The organism is Zhouia amylolytica AD3, assembly GCF_000511935.2.
GTDB lineage: Bacteria > Bacteroidota > Bacteroidia > Flavobacteriales > Flavobacteriaceae > Zhouia > Zhouia amylolytica.
Window position 1 is genome coordinate 569,691 of the sequence record NZ_AYXY01000019.1, and the last position, 22,547, is coordinate 592,237.

Consider the following 22,547-nt stretch of genomic DNA (forward strand, 5'->3'; position numbering starts at 1 on the left):
CCCTATAATTAAGTTGAATTAAAACCATAATCATGATTAACAGAATCATTGATTTCTCAATCAATAATAAATTTATAATTGGGTTGTTCACCCTGGCTATTATTGGAACGGGCATATGGAGTATGACCAAAGTTCCGATAGATGCAGTACCCGATATTACCAATAACCAGGTACAAATAATTACCCAGGCCCCTAATTTAGGTACCGAAGAAATTGAACAATTTGTAACCTACCCCGTGGAATTAGCAATGAGCAACCTACCCGAGGTGGAAGAGATACGCTCTATCTCACGTTTTGGACTATCTGTCGTAACCATTGTTTTCAATGATAATATGGGAACTTACCTGCCACGACAGTTGGTATCTGAAAAGTTACCCGAAATTCAGGAACAAATTCCGGAGGGATTTGGAAAACCGACAATGGGTCCGATTTCGACCGGGTTGGGTGAAATCTACCAATACACCCTTGAGGTAGACAGCTCTTACGCAGACCGATACAATGAAACCGAATTGCGCACTATTCAAGACTGGATTATCAGAAGGCAAATGGCTATGGTACCGGGCGTTATCGAGGTAAATGCCTTTGGAGGTAACAAGAAACAATATGAAATTGCAGTTAAACCAGATGAACTCAGGGCTATCGGACTATCCATTTCGGATGTATTCAAAGCGCTGGAAAATAACAATCAGAATACTGGTGGTGCATATATTGAAAAGAACCATCAGGCAAATTTTATCAGGGGTGAAGGTTTAGTAAAATCTGTTTCTGATATAGAAAACATTGTTGTCAAGAATGTCAACAATATTCCCATACGTATCAAGGACATCAGCAATGTTACTATTGGCAACGCCGTTAGATATGGAGCTCTTACAAAAGATGGTAAAGGTGAAGTAGTCGGTGGAATGATCTTAATGTTAAAAGGTGCCAACTCTAATAACGTCATCAATCATGTTAAGGATCGTATGCAGCAAATTCAGCAATCCTTACCCGAAGGAGTTTCGGTAAAACCATTTTTGGATAGAAGTGAGCTGATCAGTGAAACTACAGGTACCGTCACGAATAACCTGCTGGAGGGTGGTCTTATTGTAATTTTTGTACTTGTTCTTTTATTAGGAAATTGGAGGGGTGGACTTATTGTGGCTTCCACTATTCCGTTATCGTTATTGTTTGCCTTTATTCTAATGCACCTATTCGGGGTTTGGGCCAATTTAATGAGTCTTGGTGCCATTGACTTTGGAATTATCGTTGATGGTGCGGTGATCATTGTAGAAAGTACTGTATTCTTAATTGTCACTAAAGCCAACAGTAATAAAGAACTCTCAGAAAAGCAACGCGATAAAATCGCAGCATCTGCATCCAAAAAAATGATGAATTCTGCCTTCTTCGGCCAGCTCATCATCCTTATTGTTTTCATACCTATTCTAGCATTAGAAGGTGTTGAAGGTAAAATGTTCCAACCCATGGCTCTTACTTTTATATTTGCCATGGTGGGTGCTATGATCCTTTGTTTGACTTACGTGCCAATGGTCTCTGCCTTGTTTTTAAGGGGGTCAAAAACTCAGAAACAATCTTATGGGGATCGTTTTGTTCATTGGATTGAAAGTAAATATGAACCGATCTTATCAAAGGCTTTAGAAAAAGGTAAATACATTGTTGGAGGTGCGGTGGTTATTTTTGCTTTCATCGTTTTCCTTTTCAGTAGAATGGGTGGTGAATTCATTCCACAGCTCGATGAGGGAGATATTGCCTTTCACGCTATCTTAAAACCCGGCAGTTCACTTTCTGAGACCATTGAAACCACCACAAAAATAGAGCGCATCATTAAAGCTGATTTTCCCGAAGTAACATCAGTTATAAGCAGGATTGGTGTTGCGGACGTTCCTACCGATCCAATGCCGATGGATATAGCCGATGTCTTTGTTATTTTAAAAGACCCTTCCGAATTTGTTTCTGCACCTAATAAAGCAGCGCTGGTGGATCGAATAAAAGAGGCAGTTAGCATTGTACCCGGTGTAAATTACGAATTTACCCAACCTATAGAAATGCGTTTTAATGAGCTGTTAACAGGAGTACGTGAAGATGTTGCCATTAAACTCTTCGGTGAAGACCTGGAGGTACTGGCTGCAAAGGCCGAAGAAATCGGTAAACTCATTGCCAACATTCCAGGCGTGGCCGATATGAAAGTAGAAGCAACCACTGGTCAGCCGCAAATTTCTGTAGCTTATACCCGAAGTAAACTTGCACAATATGGCTTACAAATCAATGAACTTAATACCATTGTAGAAGCTGCTTTCGCAGGAGCTAATGCCGGGGTTATCTTTGAGGGTGAAAAGCGCTTCGATCTTGTGGTGCGTTTACAGAAAAACAGTCGTACGGATATTTCCGATCTCAAAAACCTATTTGTTACCCTGCCATCCGGTAGTCAGATTCCCTTGAGGGAGGTGGCGGAGATAAGCTATCGACCGGGTCCCATGCAAATAAGCAGAGACAACACTAACCGTCGTACCTATGTAGGGATTAACATCAGGGACCGGGATGTTAAATCGGTGGTAGAAGACATACAACAAAAATTACAAGAAAGCTTTCAGCTGCCTCCTGGTTATTATATTCGTTACGGGGGAGCCTTCGAAAATCTCGAGCGAGCCAGCAACCGACTACAGACGGTGGTTCCCATAGCACTATTCCTGATATTCATTCTTATCTATTTTGCGTTAAAATCATTTCCTCAGACTTTAATGATCTACGTTGCCATTCCTATGGCTACGATCGGTGGGGTACTCGCCTTATGGTTCCGCGATTTACCATTCAGTATTTCCGCTGGTGTTGGATTCATCGTGCTATTTGGGGTAGCGGTATTAAATGGTTTGGTAATGATTAGCGGATTAAATGAATTAAAGGAAGAAGGAGTTACCAACCTGAGAGAACGAATCCTGAAAGGAACGAAAAGACGTATTCGTCCTATTATGCTTACTGCATTTACGGATGTGCTTGGATTTTTACCAATGGCCCTATCTGCTTCGGCTGGAGCTGAAGTGCAAAGACCCCTTGCAACCGTGGTTATTGGAGGATTAATCACTTCTACTCTACTCACCTTATTCATTCTACCGATATTATATCATTGGGTTGAAAACAAATCGAAACCGATGAAAGTACCTAAGAAACAACTAGCTACCATTACAGCTGTTATCTTCATCATTATTGTTCCTAATAGCATTAATGCACAAAACCAACCATATCCTCAGATCGGTTTAGAAGAGGCTATACAATTAGCCGAAAGAAACTATCCGTTGCTACAACAGCAATTACTGGAAATGGAAAAACAGGAAGCATTGCAAGGCACGGCGTTCGACCTTGGAACTACCCAGGTTTTTACCGGAGGGGAAGAAATAAATGAGGAAGCCGGTATATATACGACCGTTGGTATCAGTCAATCGAATATTGATCTCCTTGGTATTTTTTCCAAAAAGCGACTGCAACAAAAAAGGATCGAATTGGCGGAAAACATTTATCAGTTAACACAACTGGAGGTTTCTACCGAAGTGAAAAAAGCATGGGCCCATACTTTGCAACAAAAAAGGAAACTTAATCTGTATGTTGAACTGGACTCCATTTATAAGAATTTCTCAAAAGCAGTTACCTTAAATTATGAGGTAGAGGCTATTTCTAAACTGGAATATTTAGCAGCGAGAAATCAAGCCTTGAAAATACAGAACCAATTAGCTCAAACGAAAAAGGATTATGAGATTTCCTTGCAGCAATTGAATCTATGGCTCGGTGCAGACACGGTATATACGGTTACTGATGATTTAACTATACCTGTTATAGATGTAAAGGAAATGCATCTTGAGAGTCACCCGGCATTTTTAACGAATGAGAAACGTGTCGAACTGGCTGAATCGAATTATAAAAATGCCAAGGCCGGGATGCTACCTAAATTTAATCTTCAGGGAGGGCTGCAGGAGGTTAATAATAATACGGGGTTTTATAGTTACCAGGCCGGAATCTCGGTGCCTTTTCTTTCGGGAAAAGATCGGGCTAAAATCAAGAAAGCTAAATATGATGCCGCTATTGTAAAATCGGAAGTAAATTATCAAAATCGAGTGATCAGATCTGAAATGGTTCAGGCAGTTGCCAATTTTGAAAAATGGGCACAATCGTGGGAATTTTATGCTAATGAAGTTTTACCTCTGGCCAAAGAACAACGATCCGGAGCCTTAATGGCTTATAAGGAAGGAGCCATTGACTATAGTGGTTTTTCACAGATGATCAAAGATGCTATTGCTTCTGAGGTTGCCGCTCAGGAAGCTTTGGCCAACTATTTAAACAGCATGTTTCAATTACAATATTTCAAACAATAATATGATGAAAAAGTTAATATATAAAAGCCTCTTTTTAATCCTGTCCGTCTTCACAATTGTCGGTTGTGGAACTAATAAAAGTGATAACGATGGTCATGGCCATGAACATAACGAAGATGCTGAACAGGAGACTCATAATGATAAAGTAACCCTGTCTAACAGTCAATTTGAAGCGTTACAAATGAAGGTAGACACACTTCATAACAGAAACATGAGTGGTTATGTTGAAGCCAATGGAACGCTTGAAGTTCCTCCTCAGAATGAAGCCTCTGTAACTGCCGTTATTGGAGCCAATGTTACCGATATCGAGGTTATTGAGGGAGATGAAGTTAAAAAGGGTCAGATAATAGCTTACCTGGCGCATCCAAACATTATAAATATACAGACTGACTATTTAAACGCTTTCAGCGATGGGGAGTTCTTAAAAAAAGACTACGAGCGACAAAAGAAACTATATGATGCGGGGGTCGGTTCCGGAATGAATTATCAAAAAGCTGAAGCCGCCTATTTAGCCTCGAAAGCGCGCATTAATGGATTAGAAGCACAATTAAAGATCTTAAACATTAATGCTGCGGCAGTGCGTAATGGAAACATACAACAAAAGGTAGGGCTGCGAAGTCCGATAGAAGGTTTCATTCAAAAGGTAGAGGTAAAAACAGGCCAATATGTAGCGCCGCAAACGGAACTTTTTGAGGTGGTAAATACGCATCATGTTCATGCAGATTTAATGGTCTTTGAGAAAGACGTTCAAAAAGTGAAGAAAGGGCAAAAAGTTCGCTTCCAGGTTCAGTCTTTACCTGATGAAGAGCTTTCTGCTGAGATTTACTCTGTGGGTAAAACTTTTGAAGAAAGTCCGAAGGCCGTCCATATACATGCTGAGATCGAAAATAAAAAGGGACATTTAATTCCAGGGATGTATATACAGGGTCGCGTAGAGATCGATAATACCCGAGTAATTGCCATTCCTACTTCAGGAATTGTTAAAGACGGGGATACATTTTATGCATTTACTGCAGAAAAAGAAGAAAACGGCTGGAGTTTCGCACCTGTAAAGCTCATTAAAACAGGTGAAGACCTGAAATGGAGTGCGGTTAACTTTATTGATTCTATACCTCCCGGTTCCAGGTTTGCGTTTAACAATGCTTATTATTTATTAGCGGAAATGAAAAAAGGAGAAGCAGAACATAGTCATTAATTATTCTTTTAATTAAATAATATATCAATGCCATGGAGACTAGCAATCATCATCATCACGATAAAGGAATTTTCGGAAAGCATACAGAGCTTATTTTTTCGATCATTAGTGGCGTTGTCCTCGGACTAGGGTTTACTTTGAGTTATATAGTAACTGTTCCTTTGTGGTGTAGTTTTGCTCTTTACCTGCTGGCATACTTCTTTGGTGGTTTTTACACCACCAAAGAAGCTATTGAAGCGGTTGTCAAGGGAGGGTTTGAAATTGACTTTTTAATGCTTGTAGCGGCAATCGGAGCGGCCATATTAGGTGAATGGGCAGAAGGAGCTCTTTTACTTTTCTTATTTAGTCTTGGGCATTCTTTAGAGCATTTCGCTATGCACAAAGCCAAAAGTTCGATCGCAGCACTCGCTGAGATCTCTCCTAAAACTGCCTTTTTAAAATTAAATGGAGAAACAACAGAAGTTGCTATTGATACCCTTAAACCCGGAGATATCATCTTCATAAAACCACATACTAAGATAGCTGCGGATGGTGTTGTCATTAAGGGTAATAGCAGTGTAAACCAGGCTTCAATTACCGGGGAGAGTATTCCGGTAGATAAAGTTGCTATGGAAGGATCGGTCAATGAATTGTTACAGGCGAAGACTATCCCTTTGGAACACCAGGTTTTTTCAGGAACACTGAACGGGAGTAATTCGATGGAAGTGCTCGTCCTTAAAAAGTCGACCGATACCACACTGGCCAAACTTATAACACTGGTTAAAGAGGCCCAAACGCAAAAATCACCCACACAATTGTTTACAGACAAATTCGAAAAATACTTTGTTCCATCTGTTTTAATTCTAGTGGTAGCTTTACATTTTGCTTTTTTAGTCATTGATGAAAGCTTCAGTGAGAGTTTTTATCGAGCCATGGCTGTTTTGGTAGCCGCCAGTCCGTGTGCCTTAGCTATTTCAACACCCAGTGCCGTGCTAAGTGGCGTAGCTCGGGCAGCCAGGAGTGGCGTGCTCATTAAAGGGGGTAAACCTTTGGAAGATTTAGGAGTTCTTAAAGCCATAGCTTTCGATAAGACAGGTACACTGACGGAAGGAAAACCAAAATTAATTGATGTACTTCCATTATCAGCAACTACTGAAAATGAACTGTTACAAACGGTAATTGCCGTAGAAAAGTTAAGTGATCATCCCCTTGCCAAAGCAATTGTAAAAGATGGATTGCAACGAATTGGCGATTTAAAACTTCCAAAAGCACAAGATCTGGAAGCTTATATGGGACAAGGAATAAAAGCTATCTTAAATAAGGAATCCGTCTATATTGGTAATATAGAGTTGTTTCAGGCTATTGACCTGGCCCCTCCGGAACATATTTCATCAAAAATAAACGCCCTGGCTAAAGAAGGAAAAACGACCATGCTTGTTTGTAAAAATAATTCTTTTATCGGCATTATTACTGTTATGGATACGCCAAGGGAAGAAGCCGGGGAAACATTAGAGCAACTCAAGGATATTGGCATTGAACAAATGATCATGATTTCGGGGGATCATCAGCTCGTCGCTAAAACTATTGCTCAAAAGATCGGACTCACTGACGCCTGGGGCGAACTATTACCTGAAGACAAAGTTACTGCAATTAAAAAGCTTAAAGAACAACATAGAAAAGTAGCTATGGTTGGTGATGGAGTTAATGATGCTCCGGCCATGGCACATAGTACAGTTGGCATTGCCATGGGTGCTGCCGGTAGTGAGGTGGCCCTGGAAACTGCTGATATTGCACTGATGGGAAACAAACTCAACAAATTACCTTTTGCCATTGCCTTAAGCAGGAAGGCAAAAAATATCATCAGGCAAAACCTTTTCATTAGTTTGGGCATGGTTGCAATTTTAATACCATTAACCGTTGCAGGGATTGCTACTATAGGTCCGGCTGTATTAATGCATGAGGGTTCAACTCTTGTTGTCGTATTCAATGCCTTACGTTTATTGAGGTTTGATTATAAAGTGTAAAACGATTAGCTATAATGGTGTTAGATTATTTTACAGATCTACCCCTGTATATATATAAGATAAAACTTACTAAAAATAAGGCTTTTTCCTTTTTTAACACATGCTTTTTCAATCATGATCTTTATTTTATATCTTCGAACGATCAAATCTATTTAATAACCTAAAAACAGGGTGTCATGAAACCAAAAAATATCTGGGCAAATTTTGGCGTAGCAAACACAGAAAGAACACAAGCCTTCTATTCTTCATTAGGTTTTAAACAAAACGGCTATGCCACTAAAGAATTGGTCAGTTTTTTATTTGGTGAGGATGAATTTGTAATTCATTTTTTTCATAGGGATCAACTGAGCAATAGTATTGAGGGGGCCATAGCTGATTTAAATGAAGGAAATGAAATCATGTTTACCCTATCGGTCGAAACCATGGATGAATTTATTACTTGGATTGATGAAGTAAAAAATGCCGGGGGCAAAATTTTCTTTAATTCGCTGAAGGACAGAAAGAAATTTTACGATGAAAATGGGTATTATGTTTGCGTTTTTGCCGATCCGGATGGACACAAATTTAATTTATTCTACAACGCTAACTAGATTCTTCTTTTATAACCACTCCTTATGAATTCTATTCGCTAATAAAAGGATATTTAAAGTTATCTTAAAGGTGATTTTTCTCCACTTATTTTTTTACATCTTTGTCTGACGACATGAAAAAACACACGAAATATATAAAGCAATTATTAAGAGGAGGCACCGCCCTACTCTTTTTTGTGTTGGTTTTGTTGTCTTCGTGTTCCCTACGCAAACCGGTACAACACTTTTTAGATCTCTCTGTTGCTAAACAGCTCAATGTTGGTAAATCAACTTTTAACACGGTAGCATCCTGTTATGATTATAGTGAAAAAGTCGCCTTAACCAAGTCTGGGCATTCCAAAACAAAAATAGTTCTCAGCCTTCCGTTTATTTCCCCTAACGAATTAAATTATCGTAGCCGGGAAGGTGAAGATATACTTCTAAAAGGCCATAATAAATCAGGATGGCCTGCAATGACGAAAATACCGGGCTATATTTTATTCAAAAAGCTTCGACTTCATCTGTAATGTTTTCGTTACATCAACAAACATAAGACTTGTAGTTCGAACCGGTACTACAGGCATTTTTTTTAAATAATCAATATTTAACTTATTAATTAAAATGGAAAACATTCAGTATAAAAATAAACTGGAAGCATATCAGCTATCCGGATTATTCACTACCGCCTTGCGTTTGGTTGTAGGGTGGACCTATTTTTCAGCTTTTTGGCGACGCCTGTTTTTAGCCAATAAACTCGATCCGAATACTACAGGCTATATCGGGGAGAAATTCAATCATTTTTTACCAAATGCATTAGGGATACAGGGCTTTATCGAGTATCTCGTTACGCATCCGGAAACTTTATGGTGGACCATGGTGATTTTTACCATTATAGAAGGGATTGTAGGCTTGCTGTTTATGTTTGGGTTTCTAACGCGACTCATGAGCATAGGCGTTTTTGGTTTGGCCATGGGTATTTTACTCGGTGCAGGATGGATAGGCACCACCTGCCTTGATGAATGGCAAATAGGTGTTTTGGGAATCGCTGCCGGATTTACCATATTTATGAGTGGTGGAGGTACCTTTTCATTGGATTCATTTATAATCCGGAACCATGCGTCGATTGCTCAAAGAAAATGGTTCTCACCGCTAGGATCAGGTATCCTTCCCGTTAAATCGAAAAAACTACCTCGAGTTGTTGCCATAGGTTCGGGAATCATCTTATTTATAACCTTGTTTACCAATCAATATTTCCACGGTGGTGTTTGGGGAGACCTCCATAACAAATCGGTAAAACCAAAAATTGAAATAGCAGATGCTCAAATTAATGAGAACCAATTATCATTTGAAATGTACAGAACCCAAGGGGTCGATGTATACGGTTCATTTTTAATTGGAATAAGCCTGAGAGATGAACAAAACCAAACCATTATTCATTTAGATGGGAAGGCTCTATCCCAAAAAGAATCTATTGAAATAAACAATCGTTATATCGCTAAGATAAAGCCAGGTGCACACAGCCTGATAGTTCCTTTGGGGGCAAAGGCAATTATAAACCTCCAACTCCCTGAATATCTGAAACATACAAACAAGGCCTATACGTTAATTCTTACGGATATCAGTGGTATAACATGGGAGCAGGTTATTCGTCCATAATATACGGTATGTAAAGAATGCTTATTTCTAACTTTAAAAAAGCATGGTTTTTCAACCATGCTTTTAAATTTTACTCTTTGACTACAGCCAGGAGATTTATCGTTATATTTTTATTCAATTTATCCTTGCTGAGTTTTAATTGATATTCGCGCTTTACAATATCATTATCGCTGTATTGATTGATATACTTATCAGCTACAATTGCCCAACCGGGATGTTCTTCGCAAACCATTTCCATTACTGCTGCCGGAAGTGCAATATTTTTAAAACGCTCAACGGCTGATATGATGTACCCTTCTTCGCTGTAAACGGCCTTAATCTTTCCGTGTGATCCATAAAACTCTACAGCAAATGGAGACAATCCATCTTTAAATTCTTCCGTATCCCTGATATCAAAACGAGCGGCTCGTTCTTGTAATTGCAATGCTTTCTTTGGAGTCCATTCATCGCGAACCGTGTTTAAATAATCCATGTTCAAGGGAGTAACTACCACATCCTCCAAAATAATCCCATCAAAAATACCATGATTAGACTGTGCAAATCCGAGGCTGGTCAGACCAAATAATAAAACCATTATTAAAGCTTTCATAATTCATTGTTTTTAAGGTTAAACATCTACTATTATTGTATTTATTGGAATACAATTCATATCTAAAACTTATTTAATGAGCGTTTTTGTGGAGTACTTATAGGTACTAGAAAAACCTATTCAAAATTGCAATAATTATGAAAGTTGCACTTAACAAGTATGTTGTAGAAAAATGTAATTTTTTGAAAAATTATGTTGCAGAGGGAATCAGGTTGCATGAGTGGTAACTTATGGTGCTATTGAATGTAGTTACCATCTTTATCGTAGTAAAATTTATATAATTTCTTTTTCTTCACAATGGCCTTAAAACGTGGGTTGTTCACATACTCTTTATAACAAGGTCTATATACGAAATAGTTATTCAGTAGATTTTCATCCAAGGCCTTTTCTAAGGTACGTATGGCCATTTCTTCATTTTCCAGAGCTGCATATAATTCCGACTGATATTGAGGGAAATTGGTTTTTGGTATTTGCCATTCCAAAAGTCCCTTATACCCACTAATTGCATATATACTGTCAATTTCTTTGGAATAATCAGCTCCAAAAGCAACTTTAGCATAGGCTTTTAATGCAACAACGGCTTCATGGTCATTACCAAAATAATGGTTGATATGACTTTTCCCTAACAGCATCCATGGTTGATTTTTATTGAGTTCTTCACATATGATCAGTTCTTCCATGGCCTTTTCATATTGTTCTTCGTTGGCATAAATAAAGGCACTAAAATGATGATTTAAAAAGGATAATGGATCGTATTTAATGGCTCTATCGATGTATAACCGAGCATCTTGCTTTTTCCTGGTCAAATACGAAAACTGAGAATAAGGTCTAAGAATTCTGGGATTATTAGGTTCTAAATTTATAGCCTTCATGTACTCAGTTGCAGCGGCTTTCCAGTTTTTTTCCGCTTCAAAACACTCAGCAAGAATAGCATACGCTTCACCTAAACTTTTGTCTAAAGACAAAGCTTTTAACGCCAATTCTCTTTTTAATTTAACATTAGGAACATAAGGTTCGGCGGGCAGCATGCTGTAAGCGTCAGCCAACCCTATATAAGCCCTGGCAAATGTTGAGTCTTCCTCGATGGCTTCCTTAAAATATGAAATCCCCTTCCCTACACTCTCGGTAGTCATTTTATCATGATGAAACCTCCCTAACTGATAGTGTTCCAAGGCCTTTAAATTCATAGTTCCAGAACTCGATAATTCTTTAGTTTGTTCAGGGGTAAGCACGAGGTGCATGGCAGAGGTTACCATCATCGCAATCTCGGTTTGGGTAGAAAATATATCATTGAGCTCCCTGTCATAAATATGAGACCACACTTGTTCATCATTTTTAGCGTCGTTCAGTTGAACGTTAATCCGAATATTATTGGCATCCCGCTGTACACTACCTTCTATTAAATAAGCGACCCCTAATTCTCGGGCAATTTGTGGTACTGTTTTGGTACCTCGCTCCCGATACAAATCTGATGAAGTACTGGAAATCACGCTGATACCTTCCACTTTTGAAAGTCTATTGATCAGATCGTCCACCAGGCCATCTACGAAGTATTGGTTGCTTGCATCCGAGCTTAAGTTTTGAAAAGGTAAAATGGCTATGGACTTTTCCAATTCAATTTCCCCGGTTGAACTTTGAGTGTTATCAGTATTCAGCAAGGTATATCCCACCCCAAAAATGATTATAAGAAGAATAACCACGGGATAAACAATTCTTGATATAATCCACGGTCTACCAGGCTTTACCACCTTTTGACTTTTTATTCTCTTATACAAAATGTCTGCAGATTGGTCTTTGGCGTCAGCAGGATGAAAGCCATAATATTTATAGAAACATTTGTGAAAATAGGAAGGACTGTTAAAGCCTACTTTATAAGCGATCTCAGATGCTGTATCGGAGCTATTTAATAAAAGTTCAAGGCTTTTTTCTAACCTGATTTCCCTAATAAAACAACTTATTGACTTTCCTGTTAGTTGCTTTAATTTCCTAAAAAGATTTGAGCGACTCATTCCGATATGTTCAGACAGCTGAGAAACTCCAAAATTCTCATTTTCCAGATTGTCTAAAACAATCTGTCTGAGTTTTTGGAGTAAATCTTCATGACCCATATCATATGCAGACTTATACATCTTCGCTTCCTCATTTTAGATCGCTCCATTTTTAATACGTTGTACAAAGATACAAAAGACTTAACCCTAAAAAGTTAAACAGTTAAAAATCAGTTAATTAAAATCTTTAAGATCTTAATAAGATTTATGGGTATGTAATCCTCCAGGCCTCCTAAAACTTTTTATTACAAAACTGATTGTACATGTCTATTCAAAGTCTCTATTGTTCCTGTTTTTAAAAGCATTCAGCTTTATTACGTAGTAGTTTTAAACTCATATAATAATACACTTTTAAGCGAAAAGCGTTACATCATTCCAACTTTCATCTGTTACAATTTCCTTGGAGTTTTCATAAAGTGCTGCCAGGCGGCTTTTGTCTACATCATAGACTCCTTTCATGATGCGCGGTAAGTAAAAGGTTCCATGATCGAGGATTTCCTTTTCCTTAATAATTTGTGCTTCCTGAGCCTGATCATTCTTAGATACTTCGGCATTGGTGATTGATACATAGCGCTCCAATATTTTAAGAAGATTGCGAGGAAGAAAATCGAATGGGCTCAAAATATCATACAAACTTTCCGGTCTGGAAAAGATGGTACAGGTTTCTGTGATATTAAAATTGGGATTCGTACTATTCAGGATCTTTGCACTCGGACTATGGTCTCTGACACCTCCGTCAAACAACAGCACCTTATCGTGGGCATTAGAAACTCCTTCGAAATCAGTTATTTTCGTATTGAATTTCACTCCGGGCGTAAATATTGGCAGGGATGCCGAAGCATTTACAAACTTCGGAAAGTCGTCGTAGCTCACCTCTTTAAGATTGATATAAAAACGTTTTCCCGTATAAAAATCGACAGCTCCGACAATACAAATGGGTAGATTATCAGCTGTCTTATAATGCTCAAACTCTTCTCTTGAAACTATTTGTTTCAATAATCTTTCAAGGTTCTTTTGTTCTCCCAGATAAGGTTTACCTGCTATTATCTTTCCTATGGCATTGAATAGTCTTATTTTACCATTTTCCTTAACGGGCGGTACATTAAAAAATGTTTTCAGATTAAAATCAAGAACCATTTCTTTTATCAAATCTCGTTTCCCCAATGCCAATGGAAGTGATAGCACCGCTCCTGCCGAAATTCCACTTATAATATCAGGTTGATATCCCCTTTCAAAGATGATGGATTCGGCGACTCCAAAAAGGCCTCCAATTTTAGTACCTCCGCCAGATATACCCAGATGTTTCATTGCCATAGATTTAAGGTTAATACGTCCCTCTTCTCAAATAAAGTTACAAAATCTAAAAGCGTAAAAACAGGGGTTTTTCACCCAATTCAGGCGGTATTATTCCGGATTAACTTTAATTTTGGAGTCCTTGCAGGCAGTTGCCTAAAATTTAATTTGAAATCGGGTAGCTCCATTATCACTACTCAAACGGTATTGAAACCCGTGCTTTTCGAGGATATCACGCACCATGGTTAGTCCGATTCCCTGTCCTTTAGGTTTGGTGGTAAAAAAGGGTGTGAAAAGTTCTTTTTGCAATTCTTCAGGAATTCCAATTCCAAAATCTGTAACGATTAACTGATTTTTAGTTAGTTCGACTTTTACTTCCTTTTGGGCTGCATTTTCCGAGGCATCTATTGCATTGAGTAATACATTAATAAGCACTTGTTCCAAGAGGGTCGCATCGATATATTGATACACTTTAAATCCTGGATTTATAAACCTCATCGAAACCCCTTTAGCTTCAGCTTTAGGCTTCATCAGGATCAATACCTCTTCAATCCAGGTCCCTAATTCTATTGGTTCTTTATGAGCTTCAGGAATACGAACCACCCTGGCAAAATTATTAATGAATTGATTCAGGGCCTTATTTCTTCGAACACTTATCTCTAAAAGGTTGGCCTCTTCGGTATCCAGATCATTCTTTAATTCCTCCAATATTGAGTTTACGGCTCCCACCGAATTCTTAACCTCATGGGCCATCATTCGTATCACCTTATCGTAGGCCTTTTTTTCGATAGCAAAGACTTCCTTACTCACTTCTTCGAGCATGATGATCTTTCTATGAAATCCTTTATGAACAAAGGTGTTTGCTATTACCCGGTAATAATTGTTCTGATATCTTTTTATCGGAAATGTTGTAGTGGCTTCCGTGCTATTTACAAAAGGTAATACTTTCGATATTGGAGCTCCTATATCGGTTTTCTCAAGATTAAAAAATTTAGATGCTGCAGGATTGTATTCGGCAATCTGATCGTCGTAATCTAAAATAAGGACCCCAATCGGGAGGCTCTCCAGTAATTGCGAGAGAAAGAAATGTTGTTCTTTTTGAAACCGTCGTTCATTCCTGATGTTTTCAATGAGTGAATTATAAACTTTAATCATCTCATCCACTTCTTTCATTCCTGTTTCACTGATCTTAACTGTAAAATCCTGATCTTTTATGGTATCGATCCCCAGATTAATCTGTTCGATAGGCAAGAACAATGACTTGAAGAGGTAAAATGATAAAACGATGAGCACGAACACCATGATTTCGGCTATCATTAGGTACAACAATCGATCGTGAAAGGTATATATCACCAGGGCGGTGAACAAAGAGAACACTACCCCATGATATAAGCGGTATCGCCATTTAAGCGTCATAATTTATATTGTATTTTTCGATTCGGCGATATAGGGCGCTACGGGTTATTCCGAGGGACCGTGCGGCATCGGTAATATTTCCGGCATAAAACTCTAAAGCATTTGCTATTAGTGTCTTCTCCATTTCATCGAGGGTAAGTTCGCCCACCTTTGGGAATTTATTACTTCCCCCAGGTTTTGCTTCTAAATGAGGTTTAAAATCTTTGATACCCAAACTATTCTTTGCAGTTAATAACACCGTCCGTTCGATACAGTTCTTAAGCTGACGAATATTACCCGGGTATACCTGCTTTTCTAACCATTCCAGCGCATGAGACTCTACTTTCACCTTTTTATTCTGAGTTGCATTGAACTGTTGAATAAAATGATTTACCAAAAGCGGAATGTCTTCACGACGTTCTGATAAGGCAGGGAGATGTATATGCAACAGGTTGATTCGATAGAACAAGTCTTCTCTAAAAGTTTCGCGTACCACCATATCTGAAAGATCTTTATGCGTGGCGGAGATGATGCGAACATCTGTTTTGATCGGTTTCGAACCTCCCAGGGGTTCAAAGGTTTTTTCCTGAAGGACCCTTAAAAGCTTTACTTGTGAGGCCAGGGCTAAATCTCCGATCTCATCGAGAAACAGGGTTCCCTTCTCAGCCAATTTAAAACGTCCTTCCCGATCAGAAACAGCCGAAGTAAAGGCCCCCTTTTTATGACCGAAGAGTTCGCTTTCAAAAAGAGAATCAGGAATGGCTCCCAGGTTGACTGAGACAAAAGCCTGATCTTGTCGTTTGCTAAGGTCATGGATGGCTTTAGCCACCAATTCTTTTCCGGTACCACTCTCTCCTGAAATTAAAACGGTAGCATCGGTGGGTGCAGCTTTAACGATCCATTCTTTAATTGCCTTAATGGTTTCAGAAGTTCCAATAATAGCATCCAGGCTGGAATGTGACGTTGGTCGATCTTCATTTTTACCTCTTAGCTGTAATTGTGTACGAATGGCAGCAATCAGGTTTTCATTATCCCAGGGTTTGGTTAAAAAGTCAGCAGCCCCCAGCTTCATTCCATCAATCGCTAACTGCATGCTCCCCCAGGCGGTAAATAAAATGACCGGTACCTCCTTCGTATGACTTTTAATTTCTTTTAATATCCCCAGGCCTTCCTTTCCATCGGTTCCCACTCTAAAGTTCAGATCCAGCAAAATCAGATCGGCAGGGTTATTTTTCAGGAAAGCCACTGCATTAAGCGGGTTGGTAAGTGTTTGCACCTCCCAACCCTGTTTGATAAACAAATATCGGAGTGATTGACAAACGGTTTCGTCGTCGTCAAGCACGAGTATTTTATATGGGTGTTTTGTATTACTCTTCATGTAAAGCTACCGCTGGCATAAGTTTAGAAGCTCTTTGGCTTGGTATAATACTACAAATTAACACCAAAATAAGAATTAAAAGCAAGCTCAAAGCAATAGATGTTATAAAAGTACTGTAATCGGTGATCAGGTTTCCAAATTCAAATATCTGGACAGCAGGAATCAAGGCTACGAAAAAAGCTAATATCATAAGTAATATTACCTCTCCGACTACCTGAAAACGAATATTTCTCGTGGTGGCTCCCAGTACTTTTCTCAATCCGATCTCTGATTTTCTTTTATTGATAGCATATCGCAGGGTTCCGAATAACCCCATTGCTATATTAATGATCAAAAACAGACTCACGCTGAGCATTCCTATCAATGGCACCCAAAAACGGTTATTAAACGTTTGCTTTAGGTCGTCTAAGGTGGTTAGAGAAAAGTTCTCGTGTTTGAGTTCTTTTTTAAGGATTTCATGCATTTCCTTTTGCACGGTTGCGGGCGTACCCGGTTTCATATCTATGACCAAGGCCGCCGAATTGCCCCAGCTGTAATTCAGCGGGTAAAAGGTAAAAGGTTCACCTTCCAAAAAGATTCCATTATATTTGAAAGCTTCGGTTACTCCAATTATTTCTGCATCCTCGCCATGTAGGGTAAGTACAAACCCCACCGGATCTTTTCCTTCCATAAAGGTATCCACAAATGCCTGGTTAACCACGATAGGCACTTTCTTTCTGATGTAATCTGCTTTGGTATAGAATCGTCCTGCCACCATATTCAAATTATAAGCATTAATTGCTTCTTCATCGACCTGGGTATAAGATGTTCTATACGAAAAGTTATCAGATTCATTATTGGTATACCATTCTGCATTTCCGTAGGGATATACATAATTAGAGACACTTACGGTCTCTACTTCCGGAAGGGATTTTAATCCTAATTTTAGTTTATTGGTAAGGTTAAAGAAGCCCGCAGAGTCTTTCAAAAGTTCTCTGTCAAATTGTATATTGGCAATATATTGGTTCTCGGAATCAAACCCCATCGGTTCATTCATGTATTTTACCTTATTCAAAGTATAGTGCAGTACTGCAATCAGAATAAAAAAGGTAAATACAAACTCCAGGAACAGAAGGGTGTGTCTTCTGCGACGTTTCCACAATAATTTTAAATAATGAACTATCATAATGAGGCAGTTTTTAAAGCGTTGGAAATAGCAATTCTAGAAATTCTGTAGGCAGGAATGATTCCTGACAGAAATGAAAAAACGATCATGATAACCAACCCGATAAAGGCAACCATCGGATTGATGGCCAAATGGGTTTCTCCCAGCCACTGGTTTGCGTTAAATAGTCCTAATAAGAGTTGACTAAGAATCAGGCCAATAAAACCTCCGATAAGGGTTAAGATCAGGTTCTCAAACAGGAACTGTACCAGCACATCTTTTGTTTGTGCCCCAAAGGCTTTTCGAACTCCGATTTCGGCCGATCTTTCAAGGACCCGGGTGCTATTCAGGTTGATAAGGTTAATAAGAGGAATGAGCAAAAAGAGTCCGAGGCCCGTGAAAATATACCCTAATAGTTTACTACCAAATCGTTGCGTTTGATTTCCTATAAAGCCCCAAGCGTACATATCCTCCAGCGTTTTTTCATTAAAAATGAACTCGTCGAAATCATCGACTGGCTGAATGTTGTTTTCCACCTTATCGAGCTCCGCAGATATTTTATCGAAATCATTATGGTTATGAGCCATCAGGACCACGTGACCGGATCCGAGGTGACCAAAGCTGTAGTTAAGGTCGTCGCTGTTGGTAAATGTAACCGGGAAAAACAAATCGACACTTACTGCTTCATTGGAGGACACGGATTTATCTACAATCCCCACTACCTTAAAAGTACCATTGGAACCCCAGGTAAATTCACTCCCCAGATAAGAATCCTTATTTCCGAAATAAGCTTTAGCGGCCTCTTTTTTCATGACCACTTCTCTAACCCTATTTTCTACAGCCATTTCGGAAAATGCTTTACCCTCGAGGAATTTAAAGTCAAAGATCTTCCAGAACTCCGCATCCACCAGATTAGCCTCTAATTCTAATTTGGCATTCGATGGATATACATTGATCGGTATTTTAGGAAAATATACTGATTTAAACCTGGGGGTCGTCATGGTTTTAAGTCTATCGTTAAACACCGAATAAGACAAGCCTGCATTCGATTCATTAACCACATTGGCCCTATTGATCTTGGTGGTGGTAATGGTATCTATTTTCAGGGTATCGTCTACCCAAATACTATCGTATTTTGTTTCTTTTTGTCGTTCGTACCCTTTGGCGGTCATACTCGGAATAAACATGAGTTTATCTGAGTTTGTCATGGGTTTATTGCTTCCTAATTCATTTTCCAGCACGGCCACCGCAAATATGAGTACCATAAGGGTAAAACTAATCCCAAAGAGGGTTACCCCGGTGTACAACACATTCTTCCGAAGGCTGTTTAGTGCTATTTTTAAATAGTTCTTTAACATCTCAGTAGTTTTTAGTTGACGATGTTTCCATCAAATAATCGTACAATACGATTGGTTCGCTGCGCAATGGCTTCATCGTGTGTAACCATTACGATGGTTACTTTTGAAGCGCTGTTGAGCTCCATTAACAGGTCCATTACCTGTATTCCCAATACACTATCGAGGTTTCCGGTAGGCTCATCCGCTAATAATACAGAAGGCTGACCGATAATCGCCCTGGCAATGGCCACTCGTTGTCGTTGTCCACCCGAGAGTTGATTTGGGTAATGATTCTTACGATGCAGCAATCCGACCTTTTCCAAAGCCGCCTCAGCCATTTCTTTGCGTTTCTTAGCATTTACTTTTCTGTAAAGAAGCGGGAGTTCCACATTATCAATTACGGACAAATCCGAGATTAGGTGAAAGCTCTGAAAGATAAAACCGAGGTGTTGGTTTCTAAACTCGGCCAGTTTCTTTTCCGGTAGGGCTTCCAGTTGCATTTGATTGATGAATATCTGTCCGTCGGTTGGTTGATCGATTAAACCGATCATATTTAATAAGGTGGATTTCCCGCATCCTGAAGGGCCCATTATTGAAATGAATTCCCCTTCAGCTATATCTAAATTGATATTTTGCAGTGCTTGTGTTTCCAGTGTATCTGTGAAATACGATTTGTTAAGGTTTTCTATCTTTATCATTGGTATAAATAATTAGATGTTTCAAAATTGTATAGCGTTAATTCTCTTATGGTGTAATAGAGGGTCCAATAGCTTTGCAAAAGGATAATATGATTGCGCCATGTGGTATCCCGTTCTGCAAAGGCCAGGGTTAGATCGGTTACGCTGATCCCGTTCAGGACATACCGTTGATTGGCTATTTCATAGCGTTTCTGTGCCAGATCTAAATTCTTCTGACTCCACTCCAGTTCCTCCTGGATCTCATTGAATTGAATGACCAATTGTCGTACTCTTTGCTTAAAACTTTGTTCTCTAAAGGTATTTTCGGCCTGGTTGAAGGCTAGCTGGGTTTTACGCTTTTCGATGGCGATACGGCGTTGCCCTCCGTCAAAAATAGGCACTTCCAGTCCTAATTGCACCAATACATCAGCTTTTGAGTTTTGATAAGCCGTACTTATATCCATTCCGGAACCTATTACCCCTACACTTCCGTAAAGTTGCATCTGGAGGCCACGAGTTTTTCTTTCTTGTTCCAAAACCATTTCCGCTTCCATAAGGGCCCGTTCATTTTCGAGTTGCTCCGGTCGGTTGTTCCATGCCAGAGTAACCGCTTTATCCGGATCGATAAAGAAATGGTTTACTTGTTGAGGAACCAGTACTTTGAATAAGTTATCCTGATCAGAGAATACATTCACTGCACGTCTGAGGGCGCTATCAGAACTTAATAACTGTCTTTTTGCACTGATCAACTGTTCCTCCGATTTATTCAATTGCAATTCCAACTGGTACAGATCTGCCTTCGAAAGCACTCCCAAACTATAGCGTTCTTTTGCGATGTTATAGATTTTCTCATTACTATCGCGATTGGTTTCTGCTATTTCGTGACTCACCTGGGCCAATAGTAAGTTAAAAAAACCGGAAACCACTTCGAGGGCTACCTTTTCCATGTTCACCTCTGAGTTTTTTAAGGCGATCTGATAATCGATCTGATTCAGTGATTTATCCCATTTAAACCTGTTAAAGGTATTGATTCCCTGTTGTATACCCACTCTAAAGGGCACACTATTGTAAAGTACCGCATCGGCCGTAAAGTTTTCATAGCGCTGCAGGTTCACCTCGGTAAACAGGCGGGTATTGGTGGGGCCTATTTGTTTAGACAGCTGCAATTGCAAATCGCTGTCATCCTGAGAGATTGGAAGGAAGCTAATACTTCCGTCCGGTTGTGTAACGGCTGAAGAACTTTTATAGAAATTAGGTAATTGTGCTTTCAGATTAAGTTGCGGTTTTAATGCAGCTTTAATCGCTTCATAATCCAACGCCGCTTCTCTAAGGGTAAGGACGGCCTCTTTCTGGCTCATCGCATTTCCCTGTGCCAGGTTGATAAGCTGTTCCAGAGTATAGTTGGATTGTTGTGCCAGTCCTATCCCGCAAATCAATAACATTATGCCTATTAAAAGCTTCTTCATCGGATATTGACTTTAGATTTATTCTTGTAATTTTCCATATCAGAAATAATTACCTGATCACCTTCTTCCAGTCCGCTTAAGATCTCTACTTTTCCATCGGCCTGTATGCCCAGTTCCACCTCTTTAGCTATTGCTTTATCATCATTTAACACAAAGACCTTTTGTGTTTTGGCACCTTTAAAAGCAGCTCCATCCGGCAAGAACAAGGTATTTTCCTTATTCCCGATTACCACAGAAACCGGAACAGAGAGGTTTGGTTTAAGCATATCCTGACTATTGGCTTCCAGTCGTACCTTAAAATTAACGGCATTATTTTCAACGGTTGGTGAAATTTGATCGATTTCTCCTTTAGCTACTTCACTGTTAACCGTAACCAGTACCGGTAATCCTATTTGCAATTGTTGCATATAGCGGTCAGAGATCCTGGCGGTTAAGATAAAGGAAGAAACGTTTGCTATTTTAGCCAAGGGTTCCCCTTCCTGTACTTGTACTCCGATGCGTTTTTCTACCCAGGTAAGCATTCCTGCCTGCTGTGCTTTTAAGGAAGCATCTTCGAGTTTCTTGCCGAGTTCTTCCAGCTTTTGACGCTGAATAGAAGACAAAATACTTTCGTTGGCCAACTCCTGTCCGAAGGATGCCTTTTTATATTCGTATTCACTCTGTAGCTTCTCTTTTTCTAAACGGGCAATCTCAAGGTTTTGTTTGCTTTCGTTTAAGGCCTCTTTGGTAGCACCTCCAATTTCATACAGGCGTTCCATACGATCTACTGCAGCTATAAAGTTCTTAACCTGCAGTTCTTTTATTTCGTTTTCTAATTTTATCTGGCGTAAATTCTTTTGAAGTTCAAGTCTTAATTTCTGTACGTTATTATCCTTCAATTTTAATTCGTCTTCCAGGCGCTTGTATTCTCTTGCCATAAACTCAGCATCGAGCTGAAGGATGGCTTGTCCGGAATCGATCACTGCCCCGGCTTCCCGGAACACACTTTTAATTTTTGCGGTTGCCGGACTTACCAGGACCACTTCACCAAAAGGTTCCACGATCCCTTCCGCAGAAAGCGTATTGGCAACGCTCCCTCTTTTTACTGTTTCTATAATTACTGCATCTCTTTCCAGAGAAGATCTGAAAAATTGTGGCAACCCTATCAGCAGGAAAATAACCACGCCTCCAATTCCCATAGGAACCTTAAGTCGCTTTAACTTATTAGTACGTTGACTTTTCTTATCAATAATTTTATCCATGCCAGGGTATGTGCCAATTGCATACCAAAGTCATAAACACCTCATAATCAAATCTTTATGTTTTATAAAGAAATAAGAATGTGTTCGATTTCGAACACTTATGTTCGTTTTCGACAAGTAACGAACATTTCGCTATCATACACATTTTCAACTTTTGGTCATGAAGGTTATGGGTTCTGGTATGGCAGGATCAATCGA

16 protein-coding genes are annotated in these 22,547 nt (G+C 39.3%); 6 read left to right on the plus strand and 10 right to left on the minus strand.

All coding sequences use genetic code 11. From position 1 onward, the window contains the following. Positions 1–32: 32 nt before the first annotated feature. The 6 genes from P278_RS07140 (at position 33) to P278_RS07165 (ending at position 9,781) form a co-directional block, all read left to right on the plus strand. Entirely contained in the window at positions 33–4,358 is a 4,326-nt protein-coding gene (locus tag P278_RS07140) for a CusA/CzcA family heavy metal efflux RND transporter (RefSeq protein WP_038264326.1), read from the plus strand. Positions 4,359–4,362: 4 nt separating this feature from the next. Then, positions 4,363–5,553 (plus strand): efflux RND transporter periplasmic adaptor subunit, encoded by a 1,191-nt coding sequence (locus tag P278_RS07145; RefSeq protein ID WP_038265401.1) that lies wholly within the window; start codon positions 4,363–4,365, stop codon positions 5,551–5,553. Between the two features lie 32 nt (positions 5,554–5,585). After that, positions 5,586–7,556: a heavy metal translocating P-type ATPase gene (locus P278_RS07150; protein WP_051413455.1), complete on the plus strand. Its 1,971-nt coding sequence runs from the start codon at positions 5,586–5,588 to the stop codon at positions 7,554–7,556. Positions 7,557–7,732: 176 nt separating this feature from the next. Then, positions 7,733–8,146: a VOC family protein gene (locus tag P278_RS07155; protein WP_038264328.1), complete on the plus strand. Its 414-nt coding sequence runs from the start codon at positions 7,733–7,735 to the stop codon at positions 8,144–8,146. Between the two features lie 113 nt (positions 8,147–8,259). After that, entirely contained in the window at positions 8,260–8,652 is a 393-nt protein-coding gene (locus P278_RS07160; RefSeq protein ID WP_038264330.1) for a hypothetical protein, read from the plus strand. A 94-nt stretch (positions 8,653–8,746) separates the two neighbouring features. After that, positions 8,747–9,781, plus strand: coding sequence for a TQO small subunit DoxD (locus P278_RS07165; protein ID WP_038264333.1), 1,035 nt, complete (start codon positions 8,747–8,749; stop codon positions 9,779–9,781). A gap of 70 nt (positions 9,782–9,851) precedes the next feature. Here the strand turns inward: P278_RS07165 and P278_RS07170 are convergent, their stop codons facing one another. From P278_RS07170 to P278_RS07215, 10 genes are all read right to left on the minus strand, one after another. Continuing rightward, positions 9,852–10,370, minus strand: coding sequence for a hypothetical protein (locus P278_RS07170; protein WP_038264335.1), 519 nt, complete (start codon positions 10,368–10,370; stop codon positions 9,852–9,854). 236 nt (positions 10,371–10,606) lie between these two features. Beyond that, positions 10,607–12,499, minus strand: coding sequence for a helix-turn-helix domain-containing protein (locus P278_RS07175; RefSeq protein WP_051413456.1), 1,893 nt, complete (start codon positions 12,497–12,499; stop codon positions 10,607–10,609). A gap of 270 nt (positions 12,500–12,769) precedes the next feature. Continuing rightward, positions 12,770–13,732, minus strand: coding sequence for a patatin-like phospholipase family protein (locus P278_RS07180; protein ID WP_038264338.1), 963 nt, complete (start codon positions 13,730–13,732; stop codon positions 12,770–12,772). Between the two features lie 135 nt (positions 13,733–13,867). Then, positions 13,868–15,127 carry a sensor histidine kinase gene (locus tag P278_RS07185; protein ID WP_038264340.1) on the minus strand — a complete coding sequence of 420 codons (1,260 nt, stop codon included), beginning with the start codon at positions 15,125–15,127 and terminating at the stop codon, positions 13,868–13,870. Further along, positions 15,117–16,484 carry a sigma-54-dependent transcriptional regulator gene (locus P278_RS07190; RefSeq protein ID WP_038264343.1) on the minus strand — a complete coding sequence of 456 codons (1,368 nt, stop codon included), beginning with the start codon at positions 16,482–16,484 and terminating at the stop codon, positions 15,117–15,119. Before P278_RS07190 ends, P278_RS07185 begins: the two co-directional genes overlap by 11 nt. Beyond that, complete coding sequence (locus tag P278_RS07195) at positions 16,474–17,649, minus strand: ABC transporter permease (RefSeq protein WP_038264346.1); 1,176 nt, start codon at positions 17,647–17,649, stop codon at positions 16,474–16,476. The genes P278_RS07190 and P278_RS07195 overlap by 11 nt, the downstream gene beginning before the upstream one ends. Continuing rightward, positions 17,646–18,986 carry an ABC transporter permease gene (locus tag P278_RS07200; RefSeq protein ID WP_038264348.1) on the minus strand — a complete coding sequence of 447 codons (1,341 nt, stop codon included), beginning with the start codon at positions 18,984–18,986 and terminating at the stop codon, positions 17,646–17,648. The genes P278_RS07195 and P278_RS07200 overlap by 4 nt, the downstream gene beginning before the upstream one ends. Positions 18,987–18,997: 11 nt before the next feature. Beyond that, on the minus strand, positions 18,998–19,663 hold the full coding sequence (locus tag P278_RS07205; protein ID WP_038264351.1) for an ABC transporter ATP-binding protein: 666 nt from the start codon (positions 19,661–19,663) through the stop codon (positions 18,998–19,000). Then, on the minus strand, positions 19,660–21,108 hold the full coding sequence (locus tag P278_RS07210; RefSeq protein WP_055725812.1) for a TolC family protein: 1,449 nt from the start codon (positions 21,106–21,108) through the stop codon (positions 19,660–19,662). Before P278_RS07210 ends, P278_RS07205 begins: the two co-directional genes overlap by 4 nt. Then, positions 21,105–22,349 (minus strand): efflux RND transporter periplasmic adaptor subunit, encoded by a 1,245-nt coding sequence (locus P278_RS07215; RefSeq protein ID WP_038264356.1) that lies wholly within the window; start codon positions 22,347–22,349, stop codon positions 21,105–21,107. The genes P278_RS07210 and P278_RS07215 overlap by 4 nt, the downstream gene beginning before the upstream one ends. Positions 22,350–22,547 lie beyond the last annotated feature (198 nt).

Coding starts and splice junctions, on each gene's coding strand:
- P278_RS07160 (WP_038264330.1), top strand. CDS start 8,260: ATGAAAAAACACACGAAATATATAAAGCAATTATTAAGAGGAGGCACC.
- P278_RS07215 (WP_038264356.1), bottom strand. CDS start 22,349: ATGGATAAAATTATTGATAAGAAAAGTCAACGTACTAATAAGTTAAAG.
- P278_RS07205 (WP_038264351.1), bottom strand. CDS start 19,663: ATGATAAAGATAGAAAACCTTAACAAATCGTATTTCACAGATACACTG.
- P278_RS07165 (WP_038264333.1), top strand. CDS start 8,747: ATGGAAAACATTCAGTATAAAAATAAACTGGAAGCATATCAGCTATCC.
- P278_RS07210 (WP_055725812.1), bottom strand. CDS start 21,108: ATGAAGAAGCTTTTAATAGGCATAATGTTATTGATTTGCGGGATAGGA.
- P278_RS07140 (WP_038264326.1), top strand. CDS start 33: ATGATTAACAGAATCATTGATTTCTCAATCAATAATAAATTTATAATT.
- P278_RS07180 (WP_038264338.1), bottom strand. CDS start 13,732: ATGGCAATGAAACATCTGGGTATATCTGGCGGAGGTACTAAAATTGGA.
- P278_RS07190 (WP_038264343.1), bottom strand. CDS start 16,484: ATGAAGAGTAATACAAAACACCCATATAAAATACTCGTGCTTGACGAC.
- P278_RS07155 (WP_038264328.1), top strand. CDS start 7,733: ATGAAACCAAAAAATATCTGGGCAAATTTTGGCGTAGCAAACACAGAA.
- P278_RS07185 (WP_038264340.1), bottom strand. CDS start 15,127: ATGACGCTTAAATGGCGATACCGCTTATATCATGGGGTAGTGTTCTCT.
- P278_RS07175 (WP_051413456.1), bottom strand. CDS start 12,499: ATGTATAAGTCTGCATATGATATGGGTCATGAAGATTTACTCCAAAAA.
- P278_RS07150 (WP_051413455.1), top strand. CDS start 5,586: ATGGAGACTAGCAATCATCATCATCACGATAAAGGAATTTTCGGAAAG.
- P278_RS07195 (WP_038264346.1), bottom strand. CDS start 17,649: ATGATAGTTCATTATTTAAAATTATTGTGGAAACGTCGCAGAAGACAC.
- P278_RS07200 (WP_038264348.1), bottom strand. CDS start 18,986: ATGTTAAAGAACTATTTAAAAATAGCACTAAACAGCCTTCGGAAGAAT.
- P278_RS07170 (WP_038264335.1), bottom strand. CDS start 10,370: ATGAAAGCTTTAATAATGGTTTTATTATTTGGTCTGACCAGCCTCGGA.
- P278_RS07145 (WP_038265401.1), top strand. CDS start 4,363: ATGAAAAAGTTAATATATAAAAGCCTCTTTTTAATCCTGTCCGTCTTC.